The organism is Gramella sp. AN32, from assembly GCF_023718305.1.
GTDB lineage: Bacteria > Bacteroidota > Bacteroidia > Flavobacteriales > Flavobacteriaceae > Christiangramia > Christiangramia antarctica.
This window is the reverse complement of sequence record NZ_QEYO01000018.1, coordinates 31,744-44,732: the sequence shown is the minus strand read 5'-3', so window position 1 is coordinate 44,732 and position 12,989 is coordinate 31,744. Positions and strand designations below refer to the sequence as shown.

The 12,989-nt window shown below is 36.9% G+C and carries 10 protein-coding genes; all 10 read right to left on the bottom strand.

Features of this window, described 5'->3' with window-relative positions; genetic code table 11:
- Nucleotides 1-15: 15 nt before the first annotated feature.
- The 10 genes from DHD80_RS16245 to DHD80_RS16200 all read right to left on the bottom strand — a co-directional run bounded on the left by DHD80_RS16245 (nucleotide 16) and on the right by DHD80_RS16200 (nucleotide 12,978).
- Entirely contained in the window at nucleotides 16-1,092 is a 1,077-nt protein-coding gene (locus tag DHD80_RS16245; protein ID WP_251742516.1) for a lactonase family protein, read from the bottom strand.
- A gap of 9 nt (nucleotides 1,093-1,101) precedes the next feature.
- Nucleotides 1,102-2,193, bottom strand: coding sequence for a mannonate dehydratase (locus tag DHD80_RS16240; RefSeq protein WP_251742515.1), 1,092 nt, complete (start codon nucleotides 2,191-2,193; stop codon nucleotides 1,102-1,104).
- A gap of 161 nt (nucleotides 2,194-2,354) precedes the next feature.
- On the bottom strand, nucleotides 2,355-3,113 hold the full coding sequence (locus tag DHD80_RS16235; protein ID WP_251742514.1) for a GntR family transcriptional regulator: 759 nt from the start codon (nucleotides 3,111-3,113) through the stop codon (nucleotides 2,355-2,357).
- Between the two features lie 107 nt (nucleotides 3,114-3,220).
- Entirely contained in the window at nucleotides 3,221-5,245 is a 2,025-nt protein-coding gene (locus DHD80_RS16230; protein ID WP_251742513.1) for a sialate O-acetylesterase, read from the bottom strand.
- A 28-nt stretch (nucleotides 5,246-5,273) separates the two neighbouring features.
- Entirely contained in the window at nucleotides 5,274-7,019 is a 1,746-nt protein-coding gene (locus tag DHD80_RS16225; RefSeq protein WP_251742512.1) for a class I mannose-6-phosphate isomerase, read from the bottom strand.
- A gap of 6 nt (nucleotides 7,020-7,025) precedes the next feature.
- The gene (locus DHD80_RS16220) at nucleotides 7,026-7,955 is read right to left on the bottom strand and encodes an ROK family protein (RefSeq protein WP_251742511.1); all 930 of its coding nucleotides are present in this window, start codon (nucleotides 7,953-7,955) and stop codon (nucleotides 7,026-7,028) included.
- A gap of 3 nt (nucleotides 7,956-7,958) precedes the next feature.
- The gene (locus DHD80_RS16215) at nucleotides 7,959-9,353 is read right to left on the bottom strand and encodes a sugar porter family MFS transporter (RefSeq protein ID WP_251742510.1); all 1,395 of its coding nucleotides are present in this window, start codon (nucleotides 9,351-9,353) and stop codon (nucleotides 7,959-7,961) included.
- 28 nt (nucleotides 9,354-9,381) lie between these two features.
- Nucleotides 9,382-10,587: a hypothetical protein gene (locus tag DHD80_RS16210; protein WP_251742509.1), complete on the bottom strand. Its 1,206-nt coding sequence runs from the start codon at nucleotides 10,585-10,587 to the stop codon at nucleotides 9,382-9,384.
- Nucleotides 10,588-10,620: 33 nt separating this feature from the next.
- A complete protein-coding gene (locus tag DHD80_RS16205; protein ID WP_251742508.1) occupies nucleotides 10,621-11,487 on the bottom strand; it encodes a hypothetical protein in 867 nt (288 codons plus the stop codon).
- Between the two features lie 27 nt (nucleotides 11,488-11,514).
- Entirely contained in the window at nucleotides 11,515-12,978 is a 1,464-nt protein-coding gene (locus tag DHD80_RS16200) for a RagB/SusD family nutrient uptake outer membrane protein (RefSeq protein ID WP_251742507.1), read from the bottom strand.
- Between the last annotated feature and the right edge of the window lie 11 nt (nucleotides 12,979-12,989).

Genomic DNA, 12,989 nt, shown 5'->3' with positions numbered 1-12,989 from the left:
GTGTTTATTAAATCTCTATTTGAATAAGATGCATACGGGAGTTCCACACTCAAAGGAAGTCCCCTTGGTTCCATCAGGCAATCCAGTTTTAGTATCGAGACGAAAAGGAATAAGTGTATCGGAATCCTGATTAGCAGCTAAGAGCCAGTTTCCTGTTGGATTTATACTGAAATCTCTTGGTTCCAGACCTTCAGAGGAAAAGTTAGATTTAAAACTCAATTCTCCACCGGCATTATTTATAGTAAAAACTGAAAAACTATTATGATTTCTATTTGAAACGTATAAGGTTTTTAAAGAAGGATGAATTTTAATTGCTGCTCCCGCAGGAACACCAGTAAAATCTTTTGGTAAACTTGAAATACTTCCACTTAAATTCATATTCCCAGAATGCTCATCTACAGTATAGGTCAGGATTTTTGCATCCAGTTCACAAAAAACATAAGCGAAGGGTTTATTTGGATAGAACACCAAATGTCGAGGCCCACTCCCTGAAGGAGTTGAAATTTTAGATACAACCTGGAGCTCTTCGTTATTTTCAGCCAGTTGAAGTTGCCAAATTGCATCGCTACCTAAATCACATGCGTAAATCCATTGCCCATTTGGATAAATTTCAACCTGGTGGATATGAGCAGCTTCCTGCCTTTCTTTATTGGGTCCATTTCCTTCAAACGACAGAATTTGAGGTTCCCTTTGTAAATGTCCATTTTCAAATGAATGCATTGAAATTTTCCCATCTCCGTAAGAAGCTCCAAAAATACGTTCCCCTTTTTGATCAACCCTTAAATGACAGGTCGACTGGCCATATGAACTAGAAACAGAAAGTTTTTCAAGTTTATTTCCTTCCTCAATTCTAAAAGCCTGAATTTCTCCGGTTTTTTCGAAATAATCACAGGCAGCAAATAAATTTCCCTTAGAATCCTTGGCTAAATATGTTGCGTTGATTACATCCTTGTTGATACATATTTGCTGGATTTCTCCTGATTCTAAATTAAGACTACAAGTAAGAATTCCTTCTCCGTTTGCATACGGAATATATGGTCCCTTTTCGCTATATGTTCCAACAAAAAATATTTGAAATCTCTCAGCAGGCATATCGTATGTTTAAGAATTTTCGTTTGATTCGTGTACAATTTGAAGAAGTGCTTTCAGATATCCCATGGCATAAGCCATTCCTGCATGCCAAGGGGCATCACAACTCATTTGAGGAGCATGATCTGGAATTAAAACCCCTTTAAAATTATTTTTCTTGAGTATTTTGAATATCCTGTGCATATCAATGTCCCCCTCATCAACAAAAGTTTCTTTATAATATGGGACCTTACCTCTAATATTTCTGCAATGGATATATCCAATTTTATTATTCAACGAGAAAAAATCTACAGCTTCATATATATCCCCGTCTACCATTTCTCCAAGAGTTCCTAAACAAAGTTCCATTACATGTTGGGGGCTCTTATTGTATCCCATTATATTTTTATAATGATCAGGTTGATAACCCAATCGAGGTTGCTTCCGAATTTCTTTCATAGGTGGATCATCCGGATGTAATGCCAAGCGCACATTTGCTTCTTCTGCAACAGGGATCATTTCAGCAATAAAATATTTATATCTTTTAATTAGTTCCTTATGACTAATAGTTTTTAAATCACCTTTCTTTACTTCACGATCATAAACCATATTCCAAACCATCCCGTTAGGAATTGGTGTATCCAAGGCTTTAGATGGCCCCTCCATACCTACTGCCACAGCATTTCCCCGGGCAAAAGATCCTTTAATTCTACCTGAAACTCCAGCCAGAGAAAAATTATATCCAAGAATAGGAATGCCAGCCATTCCCATATTCCGAATTAATTGTTTCAGGTTTTCAATCTGTTTTTCGCGTTCCGGGCCGTCTAATAAAACATCATACCAAAAACCCGGATCCAAATTTTCCAGAGCCTCTAACTTAAGATCGTATTCAGCCATATCCTGCTTTAAAGACAGCAATTGCTGAAAAGACCATATATTCTTTTTCCCTGTAAAACCCCAACCTCTTTCAATATTGCCCAAAGGCTGATCTGCTTCCCCATCTTTATCACCTTTATAAAAATAATCTGTGAGATGAGCAATAATGTGAGTTGCACCCGCTTGTCGAGCAAAGGCATAATGCTCTTTATTCAACATATGACTATATAAACCAAAACCTAATTTCATCTTTCCATTTTTTAAAAACAGGTATAACAAATACTGTTAGGAATTTCTAATTGAAGTCTAGCCTAATTTATTTGAACGTTTTAAATTTTCATTTTTCAGCATCTATATTAGATGCATACATAAGAGTAGAATTTTTACTAAACTCTATGTAGTTCAACTATTTATCGCCTAATATCAATTTCATACGTAAAACTATCGGCCCTATAATACCCAATGTTATATTCAATGGGGCGATCTCCGGGATCACAGACCAGACGACGCCTGTAGAGAAGTGGGCTCCCGGCTTCCACTTTCAATTTTTTGGCTATATCCCTATTAGCTGTTATAGCATTAATTTTTTCTTTGGAAATACTCGGAACAGTAGCGTAGTCCTGTTCCAGGATTTCATACAAGTGCCTTGAAAAATCTTCCTTTCCTGTTAAACCAATACGTGGATGAAAGTAAGAGACAAAGTTCACAAAGGGCCCGTCATCCAGTCCTCTTAATCGTTCCAGTTTCATAACTTCTTTTCCTTCTTCTATTTGCAATTCAGCGGCGATTACATTATTGGCTTTTTCCCAAGAAACATTAATCTGGTAGTTCAAAAACTTTACTCCTTTGCTAAACATTTCTTCACTGAAACTTGCCCAGTTGCTTAACTTAGTACTAACCGTTTCTTTTACTACCCTGGTACCTACACCTTTCTTTCGAATTAATAAATTTTCATTCTCCAGTTTATTGGTAGCCTGCCTTACAGTATTTCGTGATATCCCTAATCTTTTGGCTAATTCCACTTCTTTCGGCAGGAGCTTACCATCCTGGTATTCTGGAATTTTTATAAGTCCTCTAAGTAACTTTTCCACTTGCATATGAAGAGGTATCCCACTATTATGGTCTATTTTGAATTCTATCTCCTTATTTTTCACCTTTAGCTTATTCATTAAAGCATCCTATTAATTAGATAATAAATGTAACTAAAATCATTATGTGTTCTTTTTAGTTATTTAAAGCTGCTACTTTAGAATTAAAGAAAATCCTGAAGTTTACTTTAAAACCTGGGGCCTTCCTCGAATTGAACACCTTGAGTGCTCAATTCCCAATTATCGGTACGAAATGGTTCCAAAGGCAGCCCAATTGAATTAACCAAATCTAGTTCTCCGGGATTGTCACTCCAGGCATATCTTACTGCTACCGGGTCTGGCACCTCATCTGAATGTACAAATACACCATTCCCCTTTAAACTGGCTTGTGCCCAATGAAATTCTTTATTACTTCCGGCAATTTGAAAACCTCTTATATATCCGTATTTATTTTTTATGGTTAGCCTATTTTTTAAATTTTTAAAACTGATATAAATTCCATTATCTTTTATTTCCATTGTAGAAAAACGAGGTCCAGGGGAATCAAAAGTCCCATCATAACTCATATTCATGGCCAACATACCTAAACGTTGTCCTACGTCCTTTTTATTCTTAGGATGAATATCCCCGGCTTCCCCAATGTCTATTATAACCGCCATTTCAGTATTTAGCTCTTTTAAAGCTAAACTTTGAGCTTCTCTGATTTCTGCCCACTTAGAAGCTTTAGGCTCTTTATCTTCTTCTCGATAATTCGCTAATTGCACGAATAGAAATGGGAAATCATCCTGTGAAAATTGCTTTCTCCAGTCCTTTATAAGAGCTGGAAATAAACTTCTGTACTCATATGCCCGAGCTTCATTAGATTCGCCCTGATACCAGATCACTCCCTTAATCTGAAGTTGTGTAAGTGGTGCAATAACTCCATTATATAAAACTCCTGGAGAGGAAAACGGGGTCACGTTTGGCAACTCCGGTGAATCAAATCTGGAGGAGTCTATTTCAATTCCTTTTCGGTATTCCCAATCCCCCCAAAGTATATTATTTCCCCAAAAGGCCGAAGTCGTAAATCCACCAATTCCTCCGGCATCAAAAACTCTAACTACTATAGTATTACCTGTTTCCTTTAAATCTGAAACAGGAACACTGTAATTTCTATGATTGTGCTTTCCAAAAGTTTCTCCTATTTTTTTTCCATTAACCCAGGTAATATCGAAATCATCGATCTGTAACAATTGTAGGTTAAAGGTATTTCCGGAAAAGTTCTCAGGAAGATTAAATTTCTTACGGAACCAGACGGCTCCATCAAAATTTTTCAAATCCTCATTTTCAATCCAGGTATTTCCGGCAACTTTAACAGGTTTCCATTCCTCTGTATTTTCAAATTTCTGGGAATACCATTTTTCCTTCATCCCAATCCCATCGTAATATATATCCTTACTCCACTTGCTTTTATCATTATCAAATTCAGCTTCAAGGGTTTTAAAACTTTTTGAATGATCTACTTCTCGTTTAAACTGCGGGAATTCAGCAAGTGCATTGTTGCTCATCCATGTCTCTACCGCGGTAGCTCCAAGATTTGCAGATATAATCCCTACAGGTATGCCAGCTTCCTGATTAATAAACTTACTGAAATGGTATGCTACTGCGGAAAAATTACCAATGTTCTCCTGACTTAATAATTGCCATCCTGTGGAAGTGATATCAGATTTTGGCAGGTAATCCATCACTGGTTGTAGCTTCAAAAGTCGCACCTCACCTTTCTTTATAAAACTACTATCGGCTTCTTTGAATGGTGTATCTCTAAGAGGCCATTCCATATTAGATTGTCCCGAAGCAATCCAAACATCCCCAATTAGTATATCTCCCAACTCTAAAGTTTTGGATTTGCCGGAAACTTCCAGAATATAGGGTCCCTTTTCACTTAAAGCAGGAAACTCTACTTTCCACTTTCCATCCTTTCCAGCTTTTGTAATAGAATTTTGGCTGCCAAAATTAACTTCAATTTTTTCCCGTGCTTCAGCCCTACCCCAGATTTTTATTGGTTTATTTCTTTGAATTACCATATGCTCCTGAAAGAAACCAGCTAGCTGAAGGGAATCATCTTTCTGAGCAGTAACTGAAAAATGCAAAAAAAAGAGGATCACCAAAATTGAAAATTTCACGATAACTGAGCTAGCTGAATTTTCTTGTATGCTATTAGAATAGGATTTCATGATTTATCTTTTTGCTATGATCATAGAGTTATTTTCTAACAAAGGCTTTGATGGTTCCGCATTTTTGTCCTTCAGAACTGCCGTAAGGTCGAATTGTATAATCTCCAACTGCAGCAGGGATTATAAATGTCTCCGCATAATGAACTACAAATCCTGGGAATTTACCAGTAGGGCTTTCAACTATTGCTTCCCTTCCTTCTACTAGATTTATAACGTTTACACCTCCGTTAGTGGAATGTTCAACTTTATCTGTAAACCAATGTCTTCTGGTTTCAATAAAATTGGTTTCATAAAGGCCGGTTCTCTCTTCTACCCAACCATTACCCTTAGCTAGGATTTCAATGTTATTTACAAGATTTTTACCTGTCCAACCGGTGGTACGATCCCACTCAATAACCTGTTCACCATGTTCAATATTTATGGGTCTTGGTTTATTATCCAGTCCAAGTCTACCCCAATCCCAAAGTTTGAATGTGAAAATATAAGGCGTGGCACTAATTTCTAAAACCATACTATCTTTTCCTGAACAATGTACCGTTCCTGCAGGAATAAGAATATGATCATGCTTTTTTACCGACCATTTGGTAACATGCCTGTCTGCATCAAAATTATTTCCCGTTTCTTGTGCTTCCTTAAGATCGGCTATCATTTTTTCAGGAGCCACATCCTCATTTAATCCCAAATAAACAAATGCATCATCTTTTGCATCTAAAAAATAATAACTTTCATCCTGTGTATAGGACATTCCAAACTTTTCCCTAATATACTTTTTATTAGGATGAACCTGCAGACTAAGATTTCCGCCCTCCATAGTGTCCAGGAAGTCAAATCTAATTGGAAACTCTGCACCAAATTTTTTGTAAACCTCATTACCTAATAGATCTGGTGCCTCTTTAAGTACTAAATTAATCGCAGGAGTTTCAAAAGTTTCAGAACCAAAAGCTAAAAGAATACTATTCTCTTCAGGGACACAGTCAAATCCCCAGGCATAATTCACTGCAGATCTATCCAGATCTACCACCTCTTTTAACCATTGACCTCCCCAGACTCCGGGATCAAAAAAAGGCACCACTCTAAAAGGCTGTTTATTTAATTGTTTTAGTCCTTTTTTCAAGGAATCACCAGTGATCATTTTAGGCCTGTTCGTTTGATTGGAGTCAATAAAATAATCACAATCATCAAATATGGCTGTCTTATGTCGATCTAAAACTCTCCAGTCCACAAAAAAGGATTGTTTATAAAGTAAGGCAGCTTCTAAGTCTTTATTTTCTACACCTAAATTATTTACTTCATTACGCCGCATACGCTGTTGGATTTCCCAACGAGCCATGTCTATATAAATTAATAGATCAGTATCTGAAATAAGGCTAGCCCCGGGCCCATATATAAGCTTTAAGGTATTATCATCATGATCGATTTGTTTTTTTAGTTGATCAGCTTTATCACTATCTAGAAAATCCCTGATCTCCAGGTCTGTCATAAACCCAAAAATGCGATCATCAGTAACAAAAGGATATACCATTTTTTCTATTTCCTGTTTGCTTTTAAAAGCCTCAGAAGTATGGTATAAACTATGTGAAGGAAACATTTCTTTCAATGCCGTTTCCACTTCATCATCATTTACCCCCTGATATGTTTCAATGGCTACTATCGTTGAAGAATTTTTATTTATTTGTCTATTTAGTTCTCCTATAATTGATTCCCATCCAGTCAGGCATTCCTTCTCGTTATCGCTAACAAGAATACTGGGATTTTTATCGTAGTTTGATTTCATAGTTTTTTAATTTTTCAATAAAAAGCAGACCCCTAGAATTCCTGCGTATTTTGTTTGATTGGCGGTTGTTATCATCACCCCATCTTCAGGAAGCCAGGATCTTTCATTTACTCTTTTTCTGATGAATGGAATAATTTCACTTTTGCTCTTCATTATCCCACCACCTATGATCAGTTTTTCAGGATCATAAGCGTGAAGCAGATTTATAATCCCGGCAGACCAGGCTTCTAAACTTCTTTTTTTTAACTTTTTTGCTATTTCATCACCTTTAGAGGCATGGCTAAATATATCTTTATAGCCAATTGTTGTTAAAGCTGAAAGACTGCTGTTTTTATAGTTATGCAATTTCTTCAAATTGTGTGATAAAGCCCATGTTGAACCTGCAGTTTCTACACATCCAATATTCCCGCAATTGCATTTATCTCCTTCAAAGTCTATAGACATATGCCCTCCAAGATTCCCGGCTATAAAATTTTTACCTCGTAAAAGTTTACCCTCGATAAGTACCGCTGATCCCATACCAGTTCCCAGAGTCACCATAAGAAGATTATCATTTCCCTTACCTGCACCATACTGCCATTCTCCCATGAGGGCTGCTCTTGCATCATTCTCTAACACTAGAGGAACATTCCAGTTTTTTTTAGCCCAACTATTTAGATCTGTATTCTCAGCATCAGTATATTTTACATATTTCGAAAGAATCCTATTATTGATATAGTCTACGATTCCAGGAAATGCAATACCTATTCCCAGCAATTTGAATTTATCATGGAGAATTCTATTTATATCTTCCACTAATTCCTCTAAGCGAACAGGCATACTCAGATCAGACTTTGCCGGAAGCATTTCTGTCCCAAGTAATTCTCCCATTCCATTTACGAGACCCATTTTAATTTGGGTTCCTCCCATATCTATTCCTAAATAAACCTCCTCCACAAACTAAATTTTTGATTCGATTTCCACGGCATTTTCATTTTTCCAGCTTTTCTCAATTTCTTCTAGGCTCTTTTGCTTAGTTTCAGGCACAAATTTCCAGGTAAATATTAAAAGGAATATCGCATTGACCATAAAAATGAAGAAGGTTCCCGAACCTCCTATTTCTTCTAATAGAACCGGAGTTAACTGAGTAATTAGTATCACTCCTATCCAAAGGATTAAAATGCAAAACGACATTGCAATTCCACGGGTCTTGGTAGGGAATATTTCTGAAATTATAACCCATGGAATAGGCCCTAAAGAAGTTGCAAAACTTGCAATGAAACCAAGTATAAATAAGAGAAGCCATGGCCCCTCGTAAATTCTAAAGTGGAAGCATAACGCTGTACCAAGTAAACAAATTATCATACCGCTTACACCCCATAACAGTAATTTTCTTCGACCTGCTTTATCTATTAGGCCAAGCGCCACGAAAGTAAAAATAGTATTAATGACTCCTATTAGTATGGTTTGAGAAAGAGCTGACTCCACCCCAAATCCAATGCTCTTAAAGATCTCCGGAGCAAAATATATTACGGCATTAATACCTGTAATTTGTGAAAAAAGTGCCAATACAACACCTATCACTAAAGCCATACGATACCTCTTTCCAAAAAGCTCCTTTAGGCTACCTTTTTCTTCTTTTAAAGTAGACTTGATCTCTTTTTCAATTTCATCAGCTTGTGAACCATTGACCCTAACCAATATAGTTCTAGCTATTTTATCCTTACCCTTTTTTAAAAGCCATCGAGGACTTTCAGGTACAGTAAATAACAGCACAAAAAATATAATTGCCGGAATGGTCTCTGAACCCAGCATATATCGCCAGCCATATTCTATATTCCATTCCGAGGTTCCGGCTTTGGAAATCCAAAAATTAACCACATAAATAATATTTATCCCCAGTACAATAGCCAGCTGATAAACACTAACCAAAGTTCCCCTCATTTTGGCCGGGGCAACTTCCGATATATACAAGGGAGATAACATAGAAGCAGCACCAACACCTACTCCTCCTACAAATCGAGCTAAAATGAACGGTGTAAGATCATTAGCAATTGCAGAACCAAGAGCTGATAAAAAGAATAGAACTGCGGTGATGATCAAGACTTTTTTACGGCCCCATTTATCGCTTGCGTAACCTGCAACCATAGCTCCAAAAACACATCCCCATATAGCACTGCTTGCAGCCCATCCCACAAGAGCGGGGCTTAGATCGAATTTCTGCTGTAAAAAGCCAATTGCACCTGCTATAACGGCCGTGTCATAACCAAACAACAATCCACCCAGTGCCGCTACTGTGGTTATTTTTATAATATAGGATTTAGAAACCATAGTTGGAATCGGATCTTTTGCCATGTAATTGAATAATTAAACTTTGAAATTTTTATTTAGGTGTATTAAAGGAAATTCTAACAAATCTTGGCCTATATAAATGAGGCTTACTCTCGATGATATCGAAAAATTTAAAACTATTTACGTTGTAGCTAACCAGTAATTCTCCTGGTTTAGAAATTGCAGGATGTGCTTTTGCATTGTAAGTAAACAAATCGGGATCGTTCATTTCGGTGGTGGTATCCCAAATCAATTGTTTTTTGCCAAAGGGCCCGAAAGGTGTTTCTGATCGGCGCATATAGATTTTAGGGTAAATCCCGCCTTCCTGATAAACCAGTGCATACTGACCGTTTGATAACCTGGAAACACTTAATTCATTTGAAACACTGTCAGTAAGTGTCTGCATCTCTAAATCATCTTTAGTCCATTTATCTTCAGCTCTAAATCGCCATGAGTCAAAGTCCTCTATTTTATCGGCAGGTGTTCTAGCTACAACCAATTCTTTATTAGGGCCACGAACACCATATACATAAACATAGGATTGGCCATCCTGCTGTTCTGTGTAGATTCCGACTCCAAAAGAAATCTTCAATGAATCATTTTCGCTATTAAAAAAAGGGATCTTAAGTTGTTTGTCTGCTTTTAAAGGGAGATCATTCTTATTTTCGATCACCAAAAGATCATTACCCACTTCTTCGAAGGGAAGAAGATCATCTGTGTTTGTATTTCTAATGCGATAAGAAAATACATAAAGATTACCATTCATTTCCGGGTTAACAAAACCATCCCCCAGCCAGTAATATTCATTATTTTCGGAGTCAGGTTTAAAAAAGGCAGTATGCTCATTTTTATCATTTTCAGCCAGATAAAATTCTGTGGTGGATGGTTTCTTTCCTTTAGTATAGAATGCTAAGGAATTATTTACCATGGTATATCCAGGTTGAAGTGAGTCTTCCGTAATTTCACCGATCATAGTGTCACTAAACAGAAAAAGAATACTATCAGATTCTTTGCCATCAATGCCTGAGTAAGGAATAGCAAAGATACCGTCACCACCAAACCAGCCTGTATCCCTCTTAAAAACTTCTGTCCATTGCGGTGCCGGTTCTACCTTAAAATCCATTTTTTCGTTCAGTGAAACTACATCAGAAACTTTTTCTTCATTAGGTTCTTTTTTACAGGACACTATCGCGAGTAATGCAATAGCAGATAAACTTCCTAAGAGAATTGTCTTCTGGTTTTTTATATATTTCAACATACTGGATATATTAATCGAATTAAATGATTTCTACTAATTTTCTCTCGGAACTGGAATGAAGCTATATAGAAAAATTTCTTCATCGGTCAATCCAAAAACAGAAAGATCAATCGTCTGCTCCAGTTCCAATTTATCAATAGATAAGGTTTTAAGCTTAAAAGTATCTACAGCGGTAATATTTGGTGTAAATACATTATGTTTTTCCATAATGAAATATTCATCATTAGCCGTGATATACCAGCGATCGTAAACATTTAAACCATCGAATGCACAGGAACCTGCCGCGGTATCCTGACCATATTGAAGACTCATGGATCCGTCTGCATTAAACAGGTAGGCATTATCCTTTTCACAATCGGCTATAACCTCCTCATTTGGCATATTCAAACTATTTACATGCTTAATAGAGGTCCAGTTCCATTTTTTTGTAACCAGGTTATCTTTTGGTGAAAGGGTAATAGAAGCTGTAAGATCGCTTATATGTTTTGTTCCTTCAGAAGTTTTGGCTTCAAAAGTAAATCCTATCAATTTATCTACATCATCTATAGATGGTTCATATATAAAATTATAGTCGAAGCTGGTACCGGAAGCATCTACATTTATCGAACCCTGATTGCCAAAACTTTCGTCTACCACAAGGTTTACAGTTTTTGTAATTAAAAGGCTTTCTAAATTGGCTGGTGCCTCAATATGAACATTAATATCAATAGTTTCATTAGATTCCAAAACTGTACGATATTGTCCCTGTCCTGGGATCTTTTGTGCATCCAGAACTATGGTAAAATTACCCTGATCATAAAAATCTTCTGGGGTTTGACTATCATCGGTCTCGCATCCTGCAATCAGGACGCTGATAAATAATATTAACCCAAACAACTGAAATATTCTTGTATTATTCATCTCGTTTTTCTTTTAATTAATGGAATATTAAAATCCTTGATTTTGCGGTAAATTGGGATTGACATCTCTTTCTCTTTGTGGAATTGGGAACAAATAATACTCACTTCCCACATTAATATTTTTCGCTTCCTGAACAGCTTCTTCCAAACTTCCCAGCCTTGTTAAATCGAACCAACGCATCCCCTCGGCAACAAATTCCCTTCTTCTTTCGTTTAACAATACATCGATAAAACCACCCATATCAGATACATCAACATCATCTAAACCGGCTCTCTCTCTTACCATATTCAAATACTCATTAGCTTCTGAAAAATTGTTCAGGCTGGCCTGAGCCTCTGCATAAACGAGCAAAACATCAGAGTATCTTAATACAGGAAAATCGTTAAACGAACCGCCTGCAGTGGGATCTGCTTCTCTGTCCCAATATTTATCTATATATATTTTATCCAGGTTAACTGTAGTGCCATCCGAAGCCATAAAATTGGTCATAAAAGTAGCTTCCTTACGTTCATCGATATCTTCATAAGAATCATAGAGATCTGGTAGTGCAATTTGCCAGCCTTGCGTATTACTAACTCCATCAACCTCGCGGCTTAGTTCAGTGGGTAATAATCTCACATTAAATTGTCCTACTTCCCAAAATGAGATGGCTCCCCCACCATCACCAAACCCAACAGAGAAAACAGCTTCTTTACCACCTCTACTGGAAATTTCAAAGGCTTCTGAAAAGTCATCCCAAAGGTCATATTGGCCGGAATCAATAACTTCTTTTGCTTTATCAGCCGCTAATTGAAACTCACCCATTCTTAAATAAACTTTGGCTAAAATTCCTTTTGCAGCACCGGTAGTTGCCCGGCCTTGCTGAATTTCACCATCGGCTGGGAGAGACTCAGCAGCTGTTAGATCGGCAATTATTTGATCGTAGATAGCAGATACTGAAGCTGCTTCAGGATTTAATGGAGCATCCTCTGAAATAACTAAAGGAATTTCTCCAAACATCCTTACCATGTTAAAATAAAGAAGCCCTCTTAAGAACTTAGCTTCATTTATAAGTCTATTTTGAACCGCTGGATCCATATCTATTGACGGAATACGATCTATAGCAACATTCGCCAGGTAAATGGTCTTATAATGAATTTGCCAGATCTCCAACAATGCAGCATTATCAGCATTGTAACTAAAAGTTGCAAGCTGGTCGTATTGTGGTGTTCCAAGTTGATTATTAAGCATTTCATCAGAAGCTAATCCCTGGGTAATCCAAAAAGTGCTGTGATAGACTCCGGCAGTATTTCCCCGGGAGGCATCATAAGATCCCAAATATGCATATATAGAATTTACTGCTGCTATGGCATCCTGTTCTGTAGTATAGTAATTACTGGTCGCAACCAAATTTTCAGGATCTTCTTCAAGAAAATCACTACATGAAGTACTTAATAGTAATAATAATATACCCAAAAGTACTTTAGACGAATGTAATTGAATAGTATTCATGCTTTCGTTTT